Annotated in this window: 23 protein-coding genes and 4 pseudogenes; 8 read left to right on the plus strand and 19 right to left on the minus strand. The window is 50.1% G+C overall.

Annotated elements, in window-relative coordinates; all coding sequences use genetic code 11:
* Positions 1-515: 515 nt before the first annotated feature.
* Positions 516-923 carry a hypothetical protein gene (locus IPH59_06530; GenBank protein ID MBK7091364.1) on the minus strand — a complete coding sequence of 136 codons (408 nt, stop codon included), beginning with the start codon at positions 921-923 and terminating at the stop codon, positions 516-518.
* 123 nt (positions 924-1046) lie between these two features.
* Positions 1047-1268 (minus strand): helix-turn-helix domain-containing protein, encoded by a 222-nt coding sequence (locus tag IPH59_06535; GenBank protein ID MBK7091365.1) that lies wholly within the window; start codon positions 1266-1268, stop codon positions 1047-1049.
* A gap of 191 nt (positions 1269-1459) precedes the next feature.
* Here IPH59_06535 and IPH59_06540 point away from each other — a divergent pair.
* The 8 genes and pseudogenes from IPH59_06540 (at position 1460) to IPH59_06575 (ending at position 8484) form a co-directional block, all read left to right on the plus strand.
* Positions 1460-1674, plus strand: a pseudogene (locus IPH59_06540) (helix-turn-helix transcriptional regulator).
* A 687-nt stretch (positions 1675-2361) separates the two neighbouring features.
* Positions 2362-2532, plus strand: a complete 171-nt coding sequence (locus IPH59_06545) for a hypothetical protein (protein MBK7091366.1) — start codon at positions 2362-2364, stop codon at positions 2530-2532.
* 146 nt (positions 2533-2678) lie between these two features.
* The gene (locus IPH59_06550; GenBank protein MBK7091367.1) at positions 2679-3191 is read left to right on the plus strand and encodes a site-specific integrase; all 513 of its coding nucleotides are present in this window, start codon (positions 2679-2681) and stop codon (positions 3189-3191) included.
* 379 nt (positions 3192-3570) lie between these two features.
* Positions 3571-4245 (plus strand): site-specific DNA-methyltransferase, encoded by a 675-nt coding sequence (locus tag IPH59_06555; protein ID MBK7091368.1) that lies wholly within the window; start codon positions 3571-3573, stop codon positions 4243-4245.
* A 256-nt stretch (positions 4246-4501) separates the two neighbouring features.
* Positions 4502-4758: pseudogene (locus tag IPH59_06560) on the plus strand (hypothetical protein).
* A gap of 88 nt (positions 4759-4846) precedes the next feature.
* A complete protein-coding gene (locus IPH59_06565; GenBank protein ID MBK7091369.1) occupies positions 4847-5194 on the plus strand; it encodes a hypothetical protein in 348 nt (115 codons plus the stop codon).
* 3 nt (positions 5195-5197) lie between these two features.
* Positions 5198-7391, plus strand: a pseudogene (locus IPH59_06570) (DEAD/DEAH box helicase family protein).
* Positions 7392-8325: 934 nt separating this feature from the next.
* Positions 8326-8484 (plus strand): hypothetical protein, encoded by a 159-nt coding sequence (locus IPH59_06575; protein ID MBK7091370.1) that lies wholly within the window; start codon positions 8326-8328, stop codon positions 8482-8484.
* Between the two features lie 357 nt (positions 8485-8841).
* On the opposite strand, the pseudogene IPH59_06580 reads toward IPH59_06575, so the two are convergent.
* The 17 genes and pseudogenes from IPH59_06580 to IPH59_06660 all read right to left on the minus strand — a co-directional run bounded on the left by IPH59_06580 (position 8842) and on the right by IPH59_06660 (position 24708).
* Positions 8842-10042: pseudogene (locus IPH59_06580) on the minus strand (cytochrome C).
* A 177-nt stretch (positions 10043-10219) separates the two neighbouring features.
* The gene (locus tag IPH59_06585) at positions 10220-12046 is read right to left on the minus strand and encodes a cbb3-type cytochrome c oxidase subunit I (protein MBK7091371.1); all 1827 of its coding nucleotides are present in this window, start codon (positions 12044-12046) and stop codon (positions 10220-10222) included.
* A gap of 42 nt (positions 12047-12088) precedes the next feature.
* Positions 12089-12577 (minus strand): ABC transporter permease subunit, encoded by a 489-nt coding sequence (locus tag IPH59_06590; GenBank protein MBK7091372.1) that lies wholly within the window; start codon positions 12575-12577, stop codon positions 12089-12091.
* A gap of 298 nt (positions 12578-12875) precedes the next feature.
* Positions 12876-13586, minus strand: coding sequence for an ABC transporter ATP-binding protein (locus IPH59_06595; GenBank protein ID MBK7091373.1), 711 nt, complete (start codon positions 13584-13586; stop codon positions 12876-12878).
* Positions 13583-15358: a nitrous oxide reductase family maturation protein NosD gene (gene nosD / locus IPH59_06600; protein ID MBK7091374.1), complete on the minus strand. Its 1776-nt coding sequence runs from the start codon at positions 15356-15358 to the stop codon at positions 13583-13585. Before nosD ends, IPH59_06595 begins: the two co-directional genes overlap by 4 nt.
* Positions 15348-15947: a hypothetical protein gene (locus tag IPH59_06605; GenBank protein ID MBK7091375.1), complete on the minus strand. Its 600-nt coding sequence runs from the start codon at positions 15945-15947 to the stop codon at positions 15348-15350. Before IPH59_06605 ends, nosD begins: the two co-directional genes overlap by 11 nt.
* Before the next feature lie 107 nt (positions 15948-16054).
* Positions 16055-17947 carry a Sec-dependent nitrous-oxide reductase gene (nosZ, locus tag IPH59_06610; GenBank protein ID MBK7091376.1) on the minus strand — a complete coding sequence of 631 codons (1893 nt, stop codon included), beginning with the start codon at positions 17945-17947 and terminating at the stop codon, positions 16055-16057.
* 77 nt (positions 17948-18024) lie between these two features.
* The gene (locus IPH59_06615) at positions 18025-18576 is read right to left on the minus strand and encodes a c-type cytochrome (protein ID MBK7091377.1); all 552 of its coding nucleotides are present in this window, start codon (positions 18574-18576) and stop codon (positions 18025-18027) included.
* 207 nt (positions 18577-18783) lie between these two features.
* Positions 18784-19113, minus strand: a complete 330-nt coding sequence (locus tag IPH59_06620) for an Rrf2 family transcriptional regulator (GenBank protein MBK7091378.1) — start codon at positions 19111-19113, stop codon at positions 18784-18786.
* Between the two features lie 611 nt (positions 19114-19724).
* Complete coding sequence (locus IPH59_06625; protein MBK7091379.1) at positions 19725-19874, minus strand: lmo0937 family membrane protein; 150 nt, start codon at positions 19872-19874, stop codon at positions 19725-19727.
* 56 nt (positions 19875-19930) lie between these two features.
* Positions 19931-20086, minus strand: a complete 156-nt coding sequence (locus tag IPH59_06630; protein MBK7091380.1) for a lmo0937 family membrane protein — start codon at positions 20084-20086, stop codon at positions 19931-19933.
* Between the two features lie 153 nt (positions 20087-20239).
* Entirely contained in the window at positions 20240-20725 is a 486-nt protein-coding gene (locus IPH59_06635; GenBank protein ID MBK7091381.1) for a hypothetical protein, read from the minus strand.
* A gap of 36 nt (positions 20726-20761) precedes the next feature.
* Entirely contained in the window at positions 20762-21409 is a 648-nt protein-coding gene (locus tag IPH59_06640) for a hypothetical protein (GenBank protein ID MBK7091382.1), read from the minus strand.
* Positions 21410-21470: 61 nt separating this feature from the next.
* Positions 21471-22322: a hypothetical protein gene (locus IPH59_06645; protein ID MBK7091383.1), complete on the minus strand. Its 852-nt coding sequence runs from the start codon at positions 22320-22322 to the stop codon at positions 21471-21473.
* Positions 22319-22918: a hypothetical protein gene (locus tag IPH59_06650; GenBank protein MBK7091384.1), complete on the minus strand. Its 600-nt coding sequence runs from the start codon at positions 22916-22918 to the stop codon at positions 22319-22321. The genes IPH59_06645 and IPH59_06650 overlap by 4 nt, the downstream gene beginning before the upstream one ends.
* Before the next feature lie 168 nt (positions 22919-23086).
* A complete protein-coding gene (locus tag IPH59_06655) occupies positions 23087-23851 on the minus strand; it encodes a response regulator transcription factor (GenBank protein ID MBK7091385.1) in 765 nt (254 codons plus the stop codon).
* A gap of 167 nt (positions 23852-24018) precedes the next feature.
* Entirely contained in the window at positions 24019-24708 is a 690-nt protein-coding gene (locus IPH59_06660) for a response regulator transcription factor (protein ID MBK7091386.1), read from the minus strand.
* Between the last annotated feature and the right edge of the window lie 174 nt (positions 24709-24882).

Below are 24882 nucleotides of genomic sequence, written 5' to 3' on the forward strand. Positions count from 1 at the left end.
GTCGTTGGCCGACAACGGAGAATCTGTTGTCGTAATGATAAATTATCCTCCTTCAAGATCGCAATCACGATCAGTCTATCGATCCCCCTTTGCACTCAGATGGGGACGAATCACAACAGAAAGTGGATACTTCTCCCAATACAAAGAGGCCCGTCAAGGTCTCAATGTACAGTGAGCGGTTCTGCGTCAAACAACGCTCCAAATGATTCTTAATTGGCACCAATTGTCCCGCTTAGCAAAGAGCGCGTTAGGCATCATGCCTCGCGACTTATGGTCAAATTAGGATTTCGAAATGCACCGCCTGAACGAAGGTATCCTTCCGGCATCCTTTCTTATCTCGTAGATGGCTCCCCAGAACGGGAAGCGACGTAGCGTGGCAAAGTTGCGGATGATGCGCGTTAAGGCCGTTCGGTATGACCTATTACATATTCCCAAGTCGAATCGGATCGAGACCGTGTTCGAACACGTTCAGTCCAAAGGCGTCATCTCCATAAATGATTGTGGCTGCGAATGCATCAGCCTGAGCTTCCAAGGTCTTCTTCGCGTACATCGACCAGCTTTGGGTGAATGTCTTTGAAGCATGCTCCCAGAATCTCGCGCAATTCATGGGCGAGGGTAAACAGCTGGACCTCTTCAGTGTCGTCGGGGCGAACAAAGATGAAGATTTCGTCACCTTCTTTGTTGAACATGCCTTCGGGTCCAGCGTCTGCAGGATAGGGCACTATTGCGGTCACTCCCATAGTTCCCAAGAGCAGCCTTTTGAAGCCCTTGAGTGTAAGATGCCCTTTGATTCCATAGAAACGTCTGCACGCCATCGCGAGATACTCTGGGTCTTTTATTCGACGCCGACCTGAAGTTCTCCAGAAGTGATCGCAGAAGTTCATCAACGATTTGTCAACAGCTACTTGAACCTGCTCGAGCATCTCTAACCCCCGCTCTTCCCCTTCCCCTTCTGCTTCAGCTCGCGATAAAGATTCGCGATTACTCTCTTTGCTTCAAGACTTAGATGCCCCTGAATCTGTGACCAACGTTAACAGTCTGGTCCTTCATCGCTTGCTGAATAATTCTTCGACATCGAATCTGTCTTGCTCCTGCACGGTAGCGTCAAGATATCCAGCGATCTTCATCAGCTCTTCCAGATCTTCTCCGTAAGCCGCCGCAAGGCTCTTCAGTATCCGTGGATGTGGATCTTTCCGTTTTCCGCTTTCGATCAAGCAAAGATAGGCATTAGAGACGCCTGACAGCTCCTCGACCTGGCGGAGCGTCATTCCACGCTCTTCTCTCTCTTGCCTTCAAATAGGCTCCAATTTTGCTCACCAACCCTCCGTTAGTGTCAAACTAAAAAGAACCTGCTAACATATGCAAGCAGTTTTTTACAATTTTGCGATTTAGTACTTGCTGTCAAGTTAGCAGATTCTTACTATTGTAAGCAAATGTTAGCGAGGCTATGCAAGATATCATGAACCGTACAAAGCTCCGACTCGACACGATTGTTGATCTCTAACCAGAAAGAACCTTTCGCAGAATTGGCTGGCTAAAAGGCTGAACATATCCAGTGGCTATATGTCGCAACTACTGACCGGACAGAGAACCCCATCGCCAAGTCTGCGTGCCCGAATTCTCGAACACTTTCCCGAGACCACGTTTGACGACCTGTTCGAGATCATGAAGTGACGATCAGTAACGAGGGCATTCAGGAGGCTTGGAATTACTCGCGAGGATCATTGCCCGTAAAGTGATAGCCCATGAGTCAACTCAATCGGCTTCCCCAATCAGTGGAAAGGGCAAGATGATTCGCCAAGAGACGACTCCGACGCCATCCAGCGAGCAGCTACCGGCTCTCCACCGAAAGAGGGTACGCCCTGAAGCGGTCAGTCAGTAATCGGATTAACAGGGTTCGCCTCATCAATTCTTACTCGATGAGCGAACTTGCCAAGATCCTCCAGGTGCATGTTCGTACGATCCAAGCCTGGCACAAGGCAGGTCTCTCACCAAACAACCCCAACGAACGTCCACTCCTTTTCAAGGGCGAAGTTGTCCGGGCATTTCTCACCAAACGCCGGGACAAGGGTCGACACGAACTTAGACCCGGGGAATTCTACTGCACCAAATGTCACAATCCCAGAATGCCACGGCCCGGCTCTGTTACTTTCGAACTTACCAACAGGCGTATCGGCAAAGGTGCACTGCAAGTCATTATCCGTGCATCGTGTCAGGTGTGCGGCTGTGCTGTGGATCTCTTTTCAACCGACAAGCATCTTGAGAAGCAGCAAGCAAACATGAAGTCTGTGCAGCGTCAGCGAGGATTAGAATGTGAGCAATTAGGCTTCGCATTCACTGACTTGAAAGCAGGATAATTAGATGAAGATCAATTCCGAAAATGAGAAGCTGAAGAAGAAGTATTTGGACCGTCTCAAAGATGCGGATGGCTTATCCGAGGCTTCCGTAGTCTCGATTTCAAGGGCGATCAACAAGTATGATGTTTTCTCGGAAACCGAGAACTATCGAATGATCTCCCTGCTAAGGCTATAGCCTTCAAGCAGTGGCTCTTGGAGCAGCAAAACCGAGGAACACCAGTCTCCCTATCGACTACTTACGGCATATTGCGGCACTTTCGAGGTTTCGTTAAGTGGTTGTCGGCAGAACCTCGATTTAAATCGCAAAGTCTCCGAGATTCGGTGTCCTACCTTAAACTCGATCAGAATCAAAATCAGGAGGCAACGGCCACCAAGCTCGTTGAAGCGCCAACTCTCGATCACGTGAAGACTCTCGTTTCTTCTATCGAACAAACTGATGAAGTTAGTAAGCGAGATTGTGCTCTAATTGCATTTCTTTTGCTCTCTGGAATGAGAGACTTGGCAGTCGCTACCTTGCCTTTGGGGTGCTTTGACCGGCAGAATCTGGTAATCCACCAGGATCCCAAGAAAGGCGTAAAGACGAAGCGGAGAAAGACCATACATTCCAGGCTCCTGCCGTTCGATAATGAGCTTGTCCAGACGGTACTCGATTGGTACGACTTTCTCGTAAATGTGAAAGGGTTCAAGGAGACTGATCCGCTTTTCCCCCAAACAAACCTTGTGCAATCAAGCAATGGGTATTCCTTTGAAGTACAAGGGTTAAAACCGGCCTTCTGGAAGACCGCATCTCCCATTCGAGGGATACTGTTAGGCGATCCAGACAGGCCGGGCTAACTTATTTCAAGCCTCACTCATTTAGGCATGCAGCTGTCAGATTGGTTGAACGGTTCTGCGTCACCCTTGAACAATTCCGGGCAACGAGTCAGAATTTCGGTCATGAGAACATCGGCACAACCCTACGAACTTACGGGAAGCTTGATACTCACAGAGTCATTGAAGTCGTTGGGACAATCAACTTTGACCCGACTGCTGCTGGGACTGTCGACTACGCACAACTTGACAAAGCCATTGAGCTACTGAATTCTATGAAGAATAAAGTCAGACCCGATCTGAACCGGAAAGAGATTGCAGATTTGCCAGAAACGCCTTAATATCATGTGCAAATTCACGGATAGGAAGAGGCTGGCAAATTCCCCATTTGCTGGAGCGGAGCATGGCAGAGCTAAGATTCAAAGGCAAGACGTTCGTTCAGAATCACCATCTAATGGTGCCTTATCATGAGTTAATCCCGGTCAAGAACAAGAGCCTTACCGACAAGGTGAACCTCCAGGACAATCTTATAGTCCACGGCGACAATCTCAAGGCGCTCAAGGCGCTTTTGCCAATGTATGCAGGAAAGGTGAAGTGCATCTACATAGACCCGCCGTACAATACAGGCAACGAAAACTGGGTATACAACGACAACGTCAATTCGCCGATGATGCAAGATTGGCTCGGTAAGGTTGTAGATCGTGAGGATCTGACTCGCCATGACAAGTGGCTCTGCATGATGACGCCCAGGCTAAAGATCCTGCGTGAGCTACTGACTGATGATGGTGCCCTGTTCGCAACAATTGACAATAACGAAATTCAACACTTGCTCATGATCCTTAATGAAATATTCGGTGAGGATAATTTCGTTGATTGCTTGGTGTGGCAGAAGAAAGTCTCACCGTCTAATGATGCAAAGTGGTTTAGCAGCGACCACGATTACATCGTGGTTTTGCGAAGAACAAACAACCGTGGAGACCGTTGGACTTCAACGGTCTCAAAAGCAAACTTTCATACTATGGGAATCCGGACAATGACCCACGGGGCCATGGAACTCATCGACATATACCTGCAATAAGTCAAAGTCGGAACGGCCTAATCTCTATTATCCGATCACGAATCCAATAATCGGCAAAAAGTCATTTCCCAAAGAGACAGCAGTCTGGGCTTATTCCCAGGACGCCTACAAAGTTCATGTACAAGAAGATCGACTATATTGGGGAGCGTCTGGCACTTCAAAGACGCCGCGACTAAAGACGTTTCTTTCTGATGTCGAGGATGTAGTTCCAAGGTCGGTGTGGCAATATGATCAAGTCGGTCACACGCAGGAGGCAATGAGGGAGTTCTTAGAGATTTTTGAAGAGGGTGGATTTAGTACACCCAAAACCCAGCCGACTCATCAGGCGAATTCTCCAGATATCGACAACTCCTAACTCAAACGATATAGTCTTGGACTCCTTTGCCGGGTCTGGGTCCAACTGCGCATGCACTTCTTGCGCAAAATAACGAAGACGGTGGCAATCGCCGATTTATTTTGATAGAATGCGAAGATTACGCCGACTCTCTTACTGCCGAGCGTGTACGCCGGTAATCAAAGGGGTGCCAAAGGCTAAGGACGAATCTCTCAAAAGGGTCTTGGCGGGTCCTTTAGCTATTTAGAACTCGGAAAGCCAATCGAATTGCGGGGAATTCTCGACGGCAGCGCCCTGCCTTCCTATAAGGAACTCGCCAGATACGTCTTCTACACTGCGACCGGCGAGGAGTTTGACGAAAAGGCAGTTAAGGCGGAGAAGCACTTCATCGGCGAAAGCGCAAACTACCAAGTCTTCTTGTATTATGAGTCTGATATCAAGAAATTGAAAAACCTCGCCTTCACCCTCGACATGGCGAAGGCGCTACCCACGCTTAAGAAAAGGAAACGTCGACTGGTGTTCGCCCCGACCAAATATCTGGACCAAGAGATGCTGGATCAATTCAGCATCGACTTTGCGCAATTGCCTTACGAGATTTACGAACTGACCCGGTGAGCCATGCAACCCCGTGAGTACCAGCAGAGAGCCCTAACCGAAATTCGGACATATCTTGGACTCCTGGCCGACTGGCGCAAAAAGGCTGAAGCCAATCCCGATCTCGAAATCGATTTCCCGGCGAAAGCCTGGGAAAAGGTTGGCAACGGACGTCTTTACATTCGCCGAAAAACGGAATCGGCGAACCACTACCAACATTTTGCATGAAGATCCCCACCGGTGGTGGCAAGACTTTTCTCGCAGTCAAGACTATCGACCTGGTGAACATGGTTTATCGTCGTCGCAGAACTGGCTTGGTCCTGTGGATTGTTCCCTCAACGCAAATCTATCGCCAGACGATCAAGCAACTTCAGGATAAGGATCACCCTTATCGTCAACACTTGGACATCGCGAGTGGTGGCCATACAGTTATCAAGGAAAAGACCGACCGATTTCTGCCCGAAGACATAGCCCAAAATCTCGTTGTGCTGATGCTGATGCTGCCTTCTGCGAACCGCAAGACCAAGGAAACACTGCGGCTTTTCAAGGACAGCGGCGGATTCCAGGGGTTCTTCCCCGATGAGGACAATCTCAAGGCTCACGAAGCGCTGCTCAAGCAATACCCAAACCTCGACACTTACGAAAAAGTGAGCGGATTCTGGGGGCGACAAGTCAAGACTTCGCTTGGAAATACACTTCGACTGTTGTCACCTTTGATCATTCTCGACGAGGGCACAAGGCGTATAGTGAGGGGCACAGGAAACTCTGCGAGGATTTAACCCTTGCCTGATTGTAGAGCTATCGGCCACGCCAAGTCAAAGCAATATACTTATCGATATTGCCGGACGCGAACTGCACCACGAAGAGATGATCAAACTTGACTTGCATGTGACCAACAAGCAAAGCCCTGATTGGAAAGACACATTGCTTGCAGGTGTGAACCAGCGCAATGTTCTCGAGGAGAAGCTAAGGAATACGAGGCAAATTCCGGTATCAACATCAGGCCGATCTGCTTGATCCAAGTTGAGCGGACCGGCAAAGATCAAGAAGGCGGCAAGTGGATTCACTCCGAGCAGGTTCGAGAACACCTGACAAAAGTCGTCGGAATTCAACCGGACGAGATTGCAGTCAAGACAAGCGAGAAAGACGAACTGAAAGAAGTCGACGACATCGGTGGATTGCTGACTCGCGACTGCAAAATTCGGTATATCATCACCAAACAAGCCCTTCAAGAAGGCTGGGATTGCTCTTTCGCCTATGTCTTAGTAATTCTGACCAACCCCTCTTCGAAGAACTCTCTTACGCAGCTGGTGGGCAGGATATTGAGACAACCGTTTGCTCGCAAAACACACGTTCGCGAACTCGACGAGAGCTACGTCTTCTGCTTCCAGCAGAAAGGGAAGATGCTGTTAGACAGTATCAAACAGGGATTTGAGCATGAAGGGCTGGGAGACTTGCGTGGCCATGTCGTCACCGATTCCGGGACCGACGGAGTCGACTCTTCCGGTGCCACTCTGTACGGAATTCGTGAGAGGTTCCGAAAGGCTGCCGGTCACACGATCCTGCCGGTCTTCGTAGTCAAGAATGGTAAAGGCTGGCGACCGGTCAACTATGAGATGGATATCGTTTCACGGATTTCCTGGGACCAAGTCGACCTGAAGCCCGTAATGGAATTGTCGCTCTCACCTATCGAGGAAAAGGACTATGAGAGTATTGTAACCCTGATAGACGATAAGCATCGTGTAATTGATACCAAAGGGCACCGAAAGCTCAAGGAGGGCGGGATCAGAGTTGATCCAGTCTTTATGACTCGGCAGCTTCATGACCTCGTGCCCAACCCTTGGCAGGCTCACGAATTCGCAGTAAATATCCTGACACACTTTCGAAAATCGGCAAGTAAGGGCGAATACATTGAGGCTCTGATAGCCAACAACTTCGTTTTTGATTGAACAACTTCGTCAGCGATTAGAATCCGAGAGAGAACGGCTTTCAGAGGAAGTATTTTTGATCGCGTTTACGTGGTCGAAACAAAGGGCTTCACCTTGCCGGTAATCTCAAGACCGACTACATTCGAAAGATCTTCGATATCTGCACCAAACAGGCCAAGTCCAAGTCCTGGACAGAGCTTGGTCTTGAAATGAAGGACAAGGACTTGCGCTTCGAAGTTCTTTCAGAAGATGAGTGGGAGGCGAAGCTGAATGAGATTTTGTCGATTTAGTGGGGACTGCAGATTGAGTTTTGTAACTGTGTCAGTTGATCAGTTTGACCAAGGGTGACCAATTCTGGAATGTAACAAGTCAGAAGTGCGCAGCGTCAATCATTAGGAGAGGCGGGGCCAAATTCCTATGACCCCGCTCCCCGATCAATCACTAAGTCAATTTAGTGCAAGATCTCTATCAACTTGTCAATAAGACCTTCGTGAATAAGCGCCACCAAAATCGCGGTGACCGCCGGGATAATCACGCAGAGCAAACGACGACTTACTCTTGGGCTTGAGTTATTCTTCATGGTTGGCCTCCACTAAAGAACCAAATCACCATCTACAAGAGCGACTGTTTCGATTCGAAACCAGCTAAACTGGTTGAACCGTAAGGTATTGCTGAGAGAGCAACGGTATCGACTGATAACCAGTCAAGCTGGTTCAATCGTAAGGTGCTCCTGAATTGACGGGCACATTGTGACAGGTCAATCGATTCCCGAGTCTGGTGGAGGTCCGAAAATCAGCCCCCGCCGGGCTCTCGAACCAATTGGGCTGTGGACAAAGCACTACCCGCCCACAGCCCTTAATTAAAACAGAACTTGTCTGTTACACTCTTAGGGATGCAGTTAGCGAAGAGAGTGCAACATTTGCTTAAGGCAATACATAGGCAGTAACTCTCTTTCTCCTTCCGAAGTCGGCGTGACTGAGAAGCAAAAAAATGCTTCATTAGTTTTATTGCTTTTGGATGGTGATTTTGGTGCCCTAAACTGCTTAGAGTCAGGACATTTACTTATGGAGGCCATGATAAGAATACATCATACATCTAACTTTGTCAAGAAGATTTTACGGACTCTGAGAATGGAAGTGAAGGATTGCTACTTTGGTTCTTCAAAATTGGTGTCGCCTAAGTCCCGCCACTGTCAATCCCTTCGAAATCGGATGCTGCGGTTCTTTGATAAAGCCGAAGATCTTCGCTATCTGCACCAAACAAGCCAAGTCCAAGACCTGGACAGAGCTTGGTCTTGAAATGAATGACAAAGACTTGCGCTTCGAAGTTCTTTCAGAAGTTGAGTGGGAAGCGAAGTTGAATGAAATCCTCAAAGGTCAATGAGGTAGCAGAAAAGGATTGGCTCCAACAACTGTCCATGTACGTCTCAAGAACACCTACCCTTTGAGGGCTCTTTTTGCCCACATCGCTTTCAAAACATCCTGCGATTATTCCAAGATGAAGTACGGCACCAAACTCTGGAACCATTCAATTTCGTACTCATCTCCAAGGCTACCTTGAGCCTAAGAGTCGAATGTGATTCCGTTCCAGAATGCCGAGTTTACAAGGGTCTCAGCGGCAACGCACCAATTCAATCCTTGGTGCCGGTCCCACGAATGTTCTTTCGCAGTTAGACCTTGTGGTTTGCACCGAGACTCACCTCGTGGTGAATCCCGGTATGCTTCTGCCGATCGACTGCTGCTATCGATGTTCGCGACGCAAATCCGCAGCCATCTCTCTGATTTCAGATAGATCTCGAACCATTTCACTCCAGCCGTACCAGAGCGCATAGTCAGGGTTGGCGTGAAGGTGCCTTGGAAGGCACGCATGCGATGCTCCAAGTGCATTTGAAAAAGCTGCTGTTCGATTACGGTCGGTGCATCATGGAAGGTCAGCAGATCAGGAAATGCTGTTGCGTATCCTTCCGGCTTAGCCAAAATACCATCTTGATATAGACTCGCTATGATTCGGATAGCCTCTGCCAGCAGGTGATCCGCTTCCCGAATCATGTCGTCACCCTTGGCAAGCTCTGCTTTCGCGAAGTTCTCTGAGTGGCAATCACCACAGATACTCACCATCTTATTGCGCTCGATATCAAACGATTCCTGAGTGAGTCGAGCAACATCTGCCGCCTTGACAACATCCAATCGGCCCGTAGGATTGCCTGTCGGATCGAGGACACCAAGAGCCTGGAGGATGGTCACCTGATCCGCTTTCCAAACCGAGTCCTCAGCAAGTGGGAGTCTCACAGCCAGAAAACCCCACGCGGTCCTGACTTCGTGATTCCCATCGGCCATGTGGCAAGTTTGACACGTGGGTGCAGCAATCGTCTCTGACAAAGTGCCGTTTTGCTTGAGCAGATAACGGACACCATGCTTTGATGCTGAGTACATTTCCCACTGGGGATGGTCGAAGCCCATGTGACAGGTTTGACATGCCTGTGGCTGTTGGGCTTCAACCTTTGAAAAGTATGGCGCGTGTGACAGGCATCACATGAGGCATGGCCAAATTTGGAGCCTTCTGCTTTGAGCCTCTTGACTTCTGCTTCACCTTTATCTCCGAGCTTGTGACAACCACCACACCCCTTCATTCCCTCGGTAAGTGCCATCGGTAATGCATGTGTGGTGGGCATCGCGGTCATCGAGGCCCAAGCGAGTGCGTGCTTGCCCTTGCCAAACTGTGTAGCTTGATCCCCGTGGCATTGAGCGCAAGTCGCAAGCGTCGGTGTTTCCGCCATGGCAGCGTCCAGTTCATTCTGGTGTGCCGAGCCATGACAGCTTTCGCAAGTAACGTCGTTCAGGGAGTGCTTACTAAGCCTCCAATCAGTAACCACGCCTGGTGTCGTAGTCTCGTGACATTCCAGACAAGTCTTGCCGAAGCCGTTCTGTGTTGCGACGAGCATCAAGATGATCAAAGCAAAAGTACGAACTAACATGTAAATCCTTTCAGTTAAGGTGTTTGGCCTAATATCGCTACTTTCATCTTCGATAGGCAACAACAAATCCAACAGTTGCCTGTTGAATCAACTTCTCAGATTGGATGTAACTGAACATGATGGAAATCGTCTGCTGATTAAATCTTACCTCATGGTATTCCGGTCACAATTTTGAAAGACTCCTGACGACTGATCCGCGACACCGTATCTCGATACCAATCGGCTTAGAGACTTCTCCAAGAGTATCCTTTGCTTAAGAGTCAGGGTTGACTCCGCCTTGATCCGTAGACTTCGCTTCTCAATCAAGCGGTCAGCAATTGGGAACACGTGATGATCTTCGCTACAAATGTGGCAAGACAACAACGTGTCATATGCTTGGGCACTCGATACGAATATCTTGCGCCACCCGCGAAGACCGGTGGCCGCTCCGTCGATCGCTTCCGAGATTCGGTGTACCAAAAAGCGACCCATGACGTGCTGTGTGACTAACTGCTCCATCATTCGTCGAAGTGATTTTGGCGCTATCTCAGCAAGCGGATCGAAGAGCAGACTTTCCTCGGCGTGATGGTGAATACTGTCAGCATAGACTTTGAAGAAACGCTTCAAGACTATTGCGCCAATCGATGACAGAACATGAAGTGTCTGAAAATGTTCGGGATAAGAATGCAAGCCTTTTGGTGAGCCCAGCGTCCCAAGAATAAACTGAGGCACAAAAGTCACGGCGCCTCCGAGCAACATACCTGCAGCTGCCAGAAATCCAAGCGAACGCGAATACTCGCGGTTCGTCAAAGTCGGTAGCCAGTGAAACAATCCGGCAAGGAAGGACGTTAAGACTGTTCCAAGTAGGACCAAATGAAGTTGAGCAACAGTGAAGTAGGAGTTATGCAGGTACACTCCAAGTGCTGGGATTGCAAGCGCGAGCGTGGTCAGTAAAGCGACCGTCATTGCTACTAATTGTATCCAGATAAAAGTCAATGGTACTGTCAACAATTTGCGAGCGGCTAAGATTATGCTGAGCCATGAAACAACAATCAATAAGAGTGGAACGGTTGTCAGGGCGGCGAAAAGGCTTCCTGTGGCAGCAAGTTTTTCCTGATCGGCCGCCGTGATCAAGTTCTGCCCCCACGACAGCATTATCAGAAAACTAAGCCCTACTCCGGCAACAACCAGCTTCGTGCGTGAAGCAAGCAAGTATCGAGTTTGAGCTGATAGAATTTCGAAAGTAGTTCCAATTGCCGGGAGCAATGCTGCAAGAACCGCTGTACCTGCATAAAACCAGAATAATTGCTGGTATCTCACGATTCCTGCTGGATCAATCAATGAAAGGTATGAGCTTGCATCGTTACGCGCGGCCAAAGTCAATGCCAAGGTCACAAGGCGAACTGGAGCCACAAGGACATTGATGACGGCCCAGAAAAGGAAGAACCAGACAAAAAGCGGGAACCTTCGTAAGGCAGTCGCACGATGTCCGGGCGAAAGGATGGATCTCACTACGCATAATGATTGAATCAAGAGTGAGCAAGCACAAAGTGAGAGTCCGACAATTAGCGAAGCAAATAGAAGCCGTGAAACAGTGGGAGGCATGAGCATAGTCCATCCGCTGGTGTACGAACCAAGTTCGACGCTTACGAGGATTAAGATCCCGCCGATGACATGACAGAACCAACCAAAGAGATTTAACCCCGGCATGGCGAGATTCCTGACTCCCAATGCTGCCGGGAGTGCAAAGTTCCCGAGCGTACCGGCCATTAGTGGCAAAAGAAATACGAAAACCATGACCATGCCATGCTGAGTAAGCGCTTTGCCGAATTGCTCTGGGTCAAGAAAACCAAAACTCAGTTTCGACAAGTCAATCTGAACAGCCAAGGCACAGGTGGTACCTACCAATAAGAAAACGGCGCAACTAACTAAGTAGAGAAAACCGATCCGGCGGCTTTCACATTCAAGAAGTTTGTGAAATGCAAAAATCACTTTGGCTCCCATAACTGGCCTTTGTTTATCGCCCTAAAGAGGCTATAGATCCTTATGCCTGAATTGCCGCAACCCAATAAGTACCGGCGTAACAATCCACAAGCACAATGCCACTACCGCAATCGAAACGCCCAGACCTGTTCCAAAGAACCGATTGAACACGGCTCCGGTGTATCCCATCAAAGCCGCCCAATCGGTCTGTACCAAAAGCGTGACTCTCGCCAGATCGATCGGGTTTGTCACCACTGCAATTAACAGAGGCGTCTCGAGCGGATAGTCGGAGAACGCCATTGTTGCCAGCATCACCAGTCCGTCGTAAACAAGGGCAGTAAAGAGCCAGACACCTAACATTGCCGCCAGCCCCTTCCCACGGTCATCAAGAATCGTCGCCAGCAGGAATGAAATCGCCAAAAAGATAATAGTCAGAAACGAGCCGACTGTCAGCAATAGCAACAGTGACAACATTTGCTCCTGGCTAATCGACATGAAAAACAAGTACGGTAGGCCGACACCAAGAATAAATCCCGCCACAAGCGAAGCTCGAGGCCGCAGAACATTCCTACGTACACCGTTCGACGGTTCACCGGCTGGGTCAAGACTAACTCCACAAACTCGCGCGAGTTGTAAAAGTAAATGGTTCCAAACAATGAACTAACCAGCGGAATCAAGAACAGGCAGATACTCATCAAACTCACCGCAACCTTTGCAGATTGAGCTTGAAGCTGGAATAATCCGACTGTCACTGTCAGAAAGAACGCTGTATACAGCAGACCCCAGCGGTTGCGGGCAACATCACGGATAGCATACCAGCCGATGTGAAGAGCCAATCTCATGCCGCCTCCCTTTCGAGCAGACGTGCAACCGCTACTTCAAGCCGAAGTTCACCGGTCTGAACCTTGAGTTCGCGAATCGGACCGGCAAAACGAATTCGGCCATCAATGATGATGACGACCTCGTCTGCCATTTCTTCCAAGTCACTCATAATGTGCGTGGTAATGAGAACCGTTCGCTTCTGATTGCGATGATCGCCAATGAACTGCTTGAGACGAATGTTGGAAACCGGATCAAGTCCCGCTGTCGGTTCATCGAGGATGAGCAACTCGGGATCGTACATCCCGGCAAGCACCATACTCAACTTCTGGCGAGTTCCGCCAGATAGTGCGCGTGTTCGCTTGGCAAGCTCATGCCGCAAATCGAACCGCTCGACCAATTCACGTTCCAAACTGGCGGGCTCCTTCCGCAATCCCTTGACAATGTCAATGATCTCGTTACCGGTGAGATCCTGCGGGAAGCGGGCAATCTGCGGTACGTAGCCGATGGATTGACGATAGTCGCATGCTCCATCCAGAACGGATCCATTGATCGTGATCGTGCCGGAAGTCGGATTCACCAACCCGAGCAGGCACTTGATCAATGTTGACTTGCCGGAACCGTTAGGCCCGATGATACCTGTGACACTCCCGCGCTCAATGGAGAGCGAAACATCGTGCAGCGCGACAAACTTGCCGAAGCGCTTATGGAGATTAGTGACTTCTATCATGAGACCGGCTTCATCCTTGGTTTCGCGTCCGCCAGGGCCTCCGGCGTGAGTGTCGGCATGATGCGCTCCGCGAGATTGAGCAAATCGACCAAAAGGCTGCGAATCAGCACCATGGTCGCCGGTTCAGATTCCACTATCAAAGAATACAGACTGACAGGCCGATACGGCATATCGCCATAACCGTCACGATCAAGATCGTACCCATGATAGGTGCTCCAATAATTGCCGTCAAACTCGCTGAAGCTCTGCCTGCTGTTGGTGGCAACTTGGAAAGAATTATCAATAAAGTCGTTTGCTATGACTTTGCTCCCGACACAATTTGCCATGATCTTGATCGCCCACCCATTGGCATGAAATTGATTGCCTGAAATGACGATGCGATCCGAACCCTCAAGGTATATACCGACGGAGTTTCTCGTGATGGCATTTCCCCGCACGCGACTGTCTCTGATATCCTTGAGCAGCAACCCATACGAGGCGCCGCCCCAACTATCCTCAAATGAATTTCCTAACATGTCAACTTGACTCGTATACATCACGGCAACTCCGGCGCCGTTGCGGGCAAAACGATTCTTTTCGTACCGGCAACTGTCAGAGAACATGAAATGCAATCCGTAACGCAAATTGTCCGAACTGTCATTCCCGCTGATCGTACTGTGCTTAACAAACTCCAGATAGATGCCGTCGCGCTGACCATGAATCTGATTATCCTGAACTGCAATGTCTCTGCAGTACCACATGTGAACACCGTTGCCTGCGGAAGTCAGTGCCGTCGCTGAACCGACTATTGAATTTCGAATGACTCGACATCGTTTGGAATGCGCCAGGTAGACCGCAAAGAAATTGTCGACAAAACGATTGTCGCGCACTTCACAGTTTTCCGTCTCACTTAGTAGAATCGCGGCGTGTTCTTTGACGAAACTAACTGGAACGCCGCGAAGTTCAAATCCGCTGATAACGACATTGGCAGCGGTCACTTCGAATATTGGTCCGCGCCCGGCGGCATTCACAACCGGCCAATCGTTGCCTATCAATGTCATTGGCTTGACAACGCGGAGGTTTGCCTCAAGGTAAGTCCCCGACTCGACGCGCACAGTATCGCCCGGCATGGCCAGCGAGAGTGCTTCGGACACGGATTGAATCGCTCCTCCCGGCTGCACCGTGATCACAGTCGCAACAGTCGACTTCGACCCTATGACCAGGCAAACTGCAACCAGCACTCCGGCAATGTGGCGGGAGAATTCGCTGTGACGAATGCTCTGCCCTGTCCGGCATGACTTCGACCAAAGAGTCAATTGCTGTTCTCCAGTTTCCAAGCCACTGTCACGATTTCCCTTGATCTCGCCCCATGTTACAATTCTGCCGCCAACATCATCGATAAGTTTCGTTGCTGATTCTTCCGTACTGACCGCAACCAACCCAATCCCCATCGGGCTCTTCTGGCGCTCCGCGAGAACGATCCAGGCCTTGTTCGCATCCAGAAATTGACCAGGTTGGCCAAAGTCGGTCACCCACCGTGAGTGCACATCCTGCGATTTGTTTGCAAACACCATGTCGGCAGCGGCCAAACACTCGATGGAATCGTATTTCAATACTTTCCCCTTTTGAGTAATCAACTCGGAACCGAAACTCTTATCGGCAATCGTCATCTTGCAGTAATCACACTGGTCGGTACCGTAGTGGATTTCTTCCGGAGCATAACCTGCGCACCCAATCAGAGCGGCCGCTATCAAAGTCATTACCAGCATTGCCGTCATCTGCCTAATCGACATTTGGAATCACCTTTCTTGCTCTGCGCGTTTCCATAAACCAGATCAGCGCTCCCGCCAACACACTCCCTATCGCAGCCCACCCACCGAGTCCAGGCAGCGACACCGCTTCGAAATTCAGCAATTTCTTGCTGCCGATCAGCGGCGGTTGATAGGTCATGCCCGGCACCTTGATGATCGCATTTTCCAAATCCAAGTTGTGACCGTAGTCATAACCCCATAGGTAGAAATCCACCAATCCTGCCAATGCGACCACCAGGAAAATGACCAGCCACGCTGTCAACATCCATTTTCGTCCACTGATGGCCACCGCCAGTCCAAACAGCATCACTGCCCGCATAACCCACGGCATGATGCGTAGTTCTGGAATCGATTCCGGTTTGATATGCTTCATGCCAATATAATGATTCAGATTGTTGATCTTGGCAAGATCACCCGGGTGCTGCCCCTGCACTTGATTGATCCAAATCTCCATCCCCAAACCTTCCGGATATTGCGGCGCAATCAACTCGATCTCCCACAACGGCAGGAAGTATGTCAATGTGAGCAACAGGGCTGCGACAGCAATTGATGCTCGAGATAGCGGTTTCATGATTTGACTCCTTGCCTGCTTCCTGCTGCCATTGGTCAGCATCACCGGTTTCCGCTTTTTCTGGAAACCGGCTTCAATATTATTGAGCACTGTGACTCCATCAGCACCTAACTGGAAACCCTGATCCAGCCTTGCATCTCCTGATGCAGCGCCGAACAGAAGTCGGTGCAATAGAACGGTATGACACCGGCCATCTTCGGTTCCCACAGTAGTGTGCGGGTTTGTCCCGGCATGACAAGTAGTTCCGATGTCGTCGCACCCATCACACTGAATCCGTGTGGAACATCCCAATCCTGTTCGAGATTGGTCACATGGAAATAGACTTTGTCGCCAACCTTGATCCCCTCAATGTTGTCCGGGACAAAGTGCGTGCGAATCGTACTCATGTACACATGCACCGTCTTACCGTCGCGTTCGATACGCGACTCGTTCTCGGCCTTGATCGCAAATGGATTCTTGTTCTCAGCGATTGGATACCACCGCACCGAGCGGTCTTTGATCATTGTCGCCGGAAGCGCCTGCGCGTAATGCGGCTCGCCGATGGTCGGGAAGTCGAGTAGAAGCTTCATCTTGTCGCCGGTGATATCGATCAACTGCGCGGATTGCGTCAGTTCGGGTCCAGTCGGCAGGTAGCGATCCTTGGTAATCTTATTCAGCGCGACAACATACTTGCCATATGGCTGCTTGGTGTCGCCGCCCGGAATCATCAAGTGCCCGATCGAATAATAAGTCGGGATGCGATCAACGACTTCCCACGTTCCGATCTTCCACTTCACAATCTCGGAAGACAAGAACATGGAAGTGTACCCGAAACCCTGCCCGTCAAATTCCGTGTGAAGCGGCCCTAAGCCCGGATCCTTGACTTCTCCCGCAATTACCGACTCGTACTTGACAATCGGTATTCCGTCAAACTCACCTTCGAAATCGCTGGCTTCAGCAGCCTTTTTGAATTTGCTGAACGAGTGCACCGGTATGAGAGCTGCAAGCTTCCCTCCGGCAACAATGTACTCGCCGGACGGATCGATGTCGCAGCCATGCGGCGACTTGGGTGTCGGCAGGTAGTACATCAGTCCCGGATGGTCCTTTGCAACCAGCACCTTGACCGAGTTTAGAACTTCACTTTGGCCAACATCGGCATCGTCCATGTAATTGTGGTAATGCGAAGCCGTCCAATCTTGACCCTTACCCTGTGCGATCAGCTCTTCGGCCAGCTTCCAATTGATTGCCGCAACGAAGTCCTTGTCGTTCTTTGATGCATTCACTTCAAGTTGCGTATTGGCCTGTTCGGAATTGTATGAGCTGAAGAATGACCAACCGTGCGACGGCCCCTTGCCGGAACGCGACAGATCGTAGTTGATTCCCGGCACGAGAATTTGAAATGCGATCTTCATCCGTCCGCTCACAGAATCGACGCTAATAAACGATATCGTTCCCTTGAAGTTCTCTTTGAACGAGGAGATAGACACATCCTGCTGCGGAATCGGAACGCTAAACCGGGTTGAGGCTACCACATACTCGTTGTTCGGAGTCAAAAATGGTGAACCGTGATTGCCGCCCGAATTGGGAATTTCAATCGTCTCCACGGTTTCGAACGTCGTGAGATCCATGCGCGCGATACGTGGGGTATTGTTGCCGTTGATGAACAGCCACCGGCCGTCGGACTGCCCGTCGGTCACCGACAGCTGCGGGTGGTGAGCATCATCCCACGGCACAAAACCGTGCGAAGTCATCAGCAACGGCTTCGTCTCTTCCGAATATCCGTAGCCCTTCTCCGGATCGACGCTAAACACTGGAATTACCCTGAACAACCGCCCCGATGGCAAACCGTATACCGAAACCTGTCCGGAAAATCCACCGGACATGAAGGCGTAAAATTCATCATAACTTCCCGGCGCGACATAGACCTTTTCCGCCGCATCCCCGAATCCGCCAACCTCTTTCTTGGGCGAACAGCCGGAGAACAACGCCGCGATGCCAATTATCGATACGACAAATCCCATGGCGACAATAAGGGACCTCTTCATCTTCCGCTCCTTCCGATGGGAATAACTCTCATTAAGCTGTGTCATCGAGTATCTCACTTCGCATCCGCTGTTGGCGGGGGCGGCGGTGTTCCGAAGCCCGGCTGTTGTTCCATCGGCGCAGGCGGGTTACCAGCTTCGGAGCGCAGGAAATCAAGCAGCTCAAGTGTGTTGTCGCGCGTGATACCTTGGATGGTCATGAACTGCGCGTACTGTGCCACCAGCTGCCTGCCGTCCGGATGCATTTTGCCCATTTGTTCGGGATTCAGGATTTGATTCATGACGTACTCTGCAGACCGCCGTTTTGTCACGTCGCGAAGCGGAGGACCAGTCTTTTTCATGTCGAGATAGTGACAGGTTGCACATTTCTGGACAAATATCGCCTTGCCGCGTTCGGCCAAAGCGTTGTCCACGGCTGCTAATTGGATGTCCTCCACGACTGGACCGATTCCGTGCTGGATTTCCCAACTCGTGAGATTTCCTTGCTGCCATCTGGCTTGGCGTTCGGCATCCGTCTCTGGCGTCGATGAGCACCCGCCCATCAACCAACCGCAAGCAAGCAGGCCAGCCAGCGAGATCATTCTTGAAACTGTTCGTCCAAGGTTCATTGTCACAATCCTTTCATTTGATATAGAAATTTTGAGCTTTAATCGCTGTCTCGTTTAACCAACCGAAATGCCGATTTCGGAGTCGGTTATCCTTAATAGGCGCAGAATTACTGGCGGGTGTATTCATACTATAGCCCTAACTCCTCAAGCTGTCTTTACTGAAGTCCTGTGCAAGTGTGGCCAGCGTCGTCTTTTCGAACATCCGCTTCAATTCGTCCCGTCGCTTGGACCAAGATTGGTGCAATGGGCAGGGCTTGGCCTCTCCGCAGTCGGGAAGTCCCAAGGCGCACTCGGAGAATAGCGACATTCCTTGTTGGCTTCCCGGGCAAGCCCGATACCTACGTTTGGACGACGGAAAGATTCCATGATTTCCGCCTCGGTGAGAACCTGTAGTATCTTGGTGAGAAAGTGAAACGACAGATCAAGTTCGTCGGCGAGTTCCCGAATAGGAATGAACTTGCGTCCCTCTCGCGTCTCTTTCACCGCCACCAGTAGAGCGGCGCGAATCGCGTATGTACAACCTTTAGAAAACAGCATTGCCTATTCCGGTATTAAGAGTCTCTTGTCTTAATATATCGACAGCAAGACCTTCGTCAAGCACAAATTTGAGAAGATATTCGCAATCACTATGGGTTGTTTCTTGCAGACGCAGAAGTCGGGGCAGATTTTGAAGCTATTCGGGAAACATTGTCAAGAGACGCCGTCAGTTCAAAAGTTCTGAGTTCTGCCCTATTCGGGGAGCTTAAACTGCAAAGAGACCCCTTCGGCGATCAAGTCGAAGGGTTTTCTGTATGTAGGGTATACAGTTAGCCCTTCCAGTTTGCAGTTCGAGAGAACGCCATCCTGCAACAGGCGTTTCTCGGTCGATACTCGCTTGTCGCAAGGCGGGCGCGGGAACATTGCGAATTTTGAGACTTCCGGGATATTCACGGCTTTTGCTACTCCTTCATTAGTCTTGTGGATAGATCACTTTGATCCACGACTCACGCTACTTTGCCGAGTGCGGCAAGATTCATTGCTTCGGGCAGTACACTGCCCATATGTCCGGTGCGAAGGAACGCCAACTCACGGAAACATGAGTCTTCCTTCTGCACCCAACGTTTAGCGAAATGACTCCAACAGCCGCACCGCCGTTTCAGATGGTCGCATCATAGAATTCGTCGACCCGAAATTATCCGGACCAACACGGCCACAATGGCAATTACGATAAGAATATGGATAAATCCGCTCATCGTATAACCGGTCACCAAGCCGAGAGCCCACAGGACCAACAATACTACAGCTACAGTCCACAACATTTGAATTTCCTTTCGATTCACTTGCGAGCCGCGGTTTCAATCGCGCAGACAAGGTATTAATAATCATTGATTCGACGTCCAGAGACTAGCTGGAGAAAGATCGCCGCGAGTGCGATTACGGGCATCAAGTGAATAAATCCACTCAACGTAATTCCAGCGACTAGTCCCAAGACCCAGAGAATGAGCAACACGACTCCGATTGTCCAAAGCATGTTAATCTCCTTTCAGTGCTTCGGAGAAACCGCCAACCGGTGATTGTTGCATCGGCCGGCGGCCATCCAAGTAGGTTTTAAATCAAAGTTTTCATGGCTTCGATTCCGTTTCGGTTAAGTGCGACGTCCAGATCAGTGAAGCTGCTCTTAGAGTTACTTCCCGAATGTCCAGCCGACGGTAGCCTTGAAGTCAGGTGCGTCAGCTAAGCCAAGTTTGCCTTCAACAAAGAAGCGTCCGGACTGGCTTGCAGAGCGACCTTTGCCAATTCCGAATTGCAAGTAGACCCCAAGTTCGGAGTTGCTATGGCCGTGCTTCGATGAGTAGATCACCGGTCCTACGCCGCCACCGAGGTAAGGCGTCCACACTCCCCAATCATTGCGGAAGCGGTAGTCAAGCTCGAACGTCGGTGCGATTGTGGTGACATTCTGGCCGAAACCGATTTCAAGATTTGGCTGCATCATGAAGTTGTTCGATAGATCGCCAAGGTCCATATGGAATCCGACATGGAACTGATCAGGATTAACCGTCAGTCCAACTCTTGGTCCAATACCGCGGAAGCCAACCGGGCGTCGGAGACCAAAAGCGGTCATACTCAGCACCAGAGCGAGTATCAAAGATGTTATGATGATTCTTTTCATTCTTGCATTCCTTTACTTATGAGTTTTCGTTTCTATCTATTTAAGAGCGATTTGTTTCGATTGACTTGTGTAGAAAGTCACTTCCGTGCCAACGCCATGGAAGATGTCCTGCTTGCCGGTTGCGGCAGCTGCACCAGTGCCGGCGGCTGCGCCAGCGGCTGCGCCGATTTCGGTGCTGCCTTTTCTGTCAATGATTTTGCCGATGATGCCACCGACAATTGCACCGCCGCCGATCAAGGCGACCTGTCTATTTGTGTGCGACGCTTTCTTTTCAAGAATGGTGTTGGTACCAACGTCGATCCAGCGGCCACTTCCATCCTGTATTGAAGTCAAAGTGAAGTTGAGTTCAGCCGGAGTCTTGAGACGGCCCGACTCAACAACCTTGTTGAGCGTTCCTTTGGCACTGGCGCCGTCGGCAAACAGAGTGTGTCCGTCGACCATGATTGAACGACTAAGCTGAGCCCGGAAGTCACCGCCAGTGACATCGACATCAGTGTCGATCGAATCGGTAAGCGTAACGGAGATCGCGGTATTCTCCGGCATGGTGACATACTGAGTTTGCTTCACCGGTTTTTCGACTACCGGCGCCTTACCGGAAGGCTGTCCGCTGGTGTTGCCGGTGCCGCACGACACAAGGGCGAGCGCGAGCAAGCCGACCAGTGAGAGAATGAAATTCTTAGACATGTTTACTCCTGAGTGAAATGGTGATTGAATTACTGTTTCGATATTACTTTCCATACCCGTTCTATTCCTCCTCACTCCGCCTGTGCACAAGGCGTACCTGCTCCATGCACGACATGGTGGCGAGACTCTCTCTAAAGAGTTTGCGGCCACGAGGAAGATTGGATTTTACAGTCGCTAAACGGATGCCGGCGATTTGAGCTGTTTCTCCGTGCGAGAAGACTCCGAGCATCGACAACACCACTAACAGCCTGACATCATCGGGAAGCGCCCTAATGGCTTTTTTGACTTCGTTGCTGCTCAAACCTGAAAGCGTGGATTCGTCGGGGACACTCGTTTGCGGTGGGTAATCAGACTGGCGCTTGGGTTGAAAATCATCAAATGCGGCTGCACTGTTAAGCGCGATGCTGAGTCGTGGTGAATGAGACGACAAAGAGCCGTTCTCACTCATCGGTGTCGTGAACCGTCTTCGCGGTCTAAAGTCCTCGGTTTCGCTCGCAATATTGATTGCGGCATTCATGCTGATGGGCATGGTTTTGCCGGAATCATCAAGTCGCGGCTGAATCGCCGGCCGCGAAGCTGAACTGTACCCTTCAGGCCAATAGGCTGCATTGAGCGACTCAATCAATCCGGGGAATGGTCGGAACTTGTTGATGTAGGCTTTAGCCAAGATTCTAAAGAGCCAAACACGGCGGTTCGCCCAGGGCTGAAGTTCATCCCACGATTTATATGCCGCGCAAAGTGACTCCTGTACAAGTTCTCGCGCTTGGACGTCGGTACCGACGAGACATGAAGCTGTGCGATACATATCCTCGAGTTGAGTCAACGCGTGTTCTTCAAAATCACGCATCTTCTCGCCACACTGAGTTTCGTCATCGTTCTGGCGAGTCAGTTTTGGTGCGATGTTGTTTTTCATGCGCTTGCCGACTCCTGGTCTGATTCCTCTTTGAACTCTTCCTTGCCCATCAGATGTGCATAAAGCTCTTCGCGCAAAAATGTGCGGCCGCGATTGAGCAACGTTTCAACCTTCTGCGGCTCGACTCCTGCAAGCTCGGCGATCTCCCGATTGGAGAATCCCTCTAAGCAAGACAAGATCATTGCTGAGCGATATACTGCCGGCAGGCAGGCAATAGCTTTGAAGTAATCGAGATCTTCATTCGATTCGCCGGACAGAAAGGACGGCTGGCGGAAGTTGATTGTCGCATCTGGAAAAAGGCGATTGTTCTTTATCAGACGGTCATCCACGTTGACGGCTATCGGCGCCTGCGATTTTTGCGCTTGTTGGAATCCATTGAAGAATCGCCGGGTGAGAATTTTGTGTATCCAGATCCTGCGGCTTTCGTCAGGCGTCCGATTTTCCCAAGACTCGAATGCTTCTTTAAGTGCGTCGCGCATCAGGCTGGACGCATCGCTGCCATTCTTGGTCAGCCATAACGAGAATTGCAGGAGGATTTCAAGGTCCGGTAAGACTTCGGTCTTGAATGTCAATCGATTCTCACTGTTGTTCATCATTAGGCGATACCTCAACTTTCGTCCGTGGCGATGTTCGGACTTCTTCGCTATCGAGCGAGCATTTGGATTCGAACTACATTCGAGAATCCAATTACTCATGCGGCCCCGCATTAGATCCGTCTGCTTCGAAAGGTTGTTGTGCTTCCGGGAGTGGTCTTTGCTTCTGTACTAACTACGACAAATACTAATTGAGATTCTATAGCTCGTGGGGTTGAAAAGGGAGCTAACCCAATGGGATGAGGAGAAAGCGGAATCGATTAGCGTCGCTTGGACTTTGGCTTTCGCTTTGCGGTCACCAAAGGCGGGATCGAGGGATTCCAGACGAGTGTGAAGCGCAAGTTTATCGAGAATGTTTCGTTGATGTCCCTTTACAGTGAAGACGGCAATTTTGAGTTTGCGGGCAATCGCCGCGATGCTCTTTGCCTCCGCCAACAGGACGACGACTTCCAATTCGCGTTTAGTCAATTTGACCGAATCTATCACCTGTTGCGTTTTGCCTTCCTGAATCGCGCTTTCCACAACCCGAGAGAAAAGCGAATCCGCCTCTGTTGGCGGCAGGACCTTAACGCCTTTAACAACAGTTCTTATAGTGCGGAGAAAATCAGCAACCGTTGCGTCTTTGGGAACAAATCCCGACACGCCGGCTTTGATAAACTCGCCCACTTCCGTTTGTGTAGGAATCAAATCCATGACAATGACCTCCGTTCGCGGCAGCAATTTCTTGATTAGTGCCACTACTTTTAGACTGTTTTGACTTTTGAGACCGATGTCGAGGAGCACAACGTCCGGTACCAGTGCCTCGGCTTTCGCAATGGCGCTTCGGTTGCCGGCTGCAGACACAGCTATAATGTCGGCCTGGTCGTTAAGTAACGCAGCCGTCTCCTCGCGCAGGAAACGATTGTCTTCGATCAGAAGGATCTTTATTCGTTTCATCGATCATCAATTCTTTCACCATAGTGATCAAGGATCTTTCAAAGTCAGGTGAACTTGGCCGAAAAAGATCAGAACAATGGCATATGTCTATTTAGGCATACGGCACGTATCGGTGGAAATCAACTGTTCTTAGGATTGATAATGTAGTTAACTCTTTTGTGGAGTAACTAATCGCCATTATCCGACGATAGGGACGGACTCTTTCTTTCCATCCCGCGCGTATGGGCGTATGTGGCTAATTCGAGGCGGGAATGCAGAGCCAATTTTTCCAGAATATTATGTACATGGCTCTTGACCGTGTAGACGGCAATATTCAGTTCGCTGGAGATCTCCTTATTGCTTTTCCCGGCGGCTATGTGAACAATGACATCCTGTTCGCGGCTGGTCATCTTGACGGAATTTAACAACTTCTCCGTTTTACCCGACTGAATTGCGTGATCGACAATCTGCGAAAACAGGGAGCTGGTCATCAGCGGGGGGAGAATCTTGACGCCCTTCGCGACTGATCTGATTGTATGCAGGAAATCACGAAGTGTGGCATCTTTGAGGATGAAACCGGCAACACCGGCACGAACAAATTCAGCAACCTCCGCATGTGCCGGCACCAGATCCATGACAACGACGTGAGTTGAAGGAAACTGCTTCTTTATCACGCCGACTGCCACAAGACTATTCTGGTTCTTCAGCCCCATATCGAGCAGCACGACATCCGGATTCAGCTCTTTTGCTTTTTCGATGGTGTCGCCCTTGCCGGAAGACGCGAGCACTTTCATGTCGGCCTCGGCATTTAACATCTTTGTAATACCTTCTCGAAGAAGGCGATTGTCTTCTATGAGTAGAACACGAATTTTAGGCACGCGTGTGTTCTCCGCACTCACTTAGATGACTCGTCATTAATTGTAGTATAGTAAATCTACAATTAGTCTTCAAGCAACAAATTGATGCCAAATTGCCACATACCCTTGATGCTGTCGAGTTACTCACGTTAAGTAAGTACGCTTACTTGATGCAGTTTGTTGGCAAAGAACATA

Source organism: bacterium (assembly GCA_016708315.1).
In the GTDB taxonomy this organism is placed as follows: Bacteria; Zixibacteria; MSB-5A5; order CAIYYT01; family CAIYYT01; genus JADJGC01.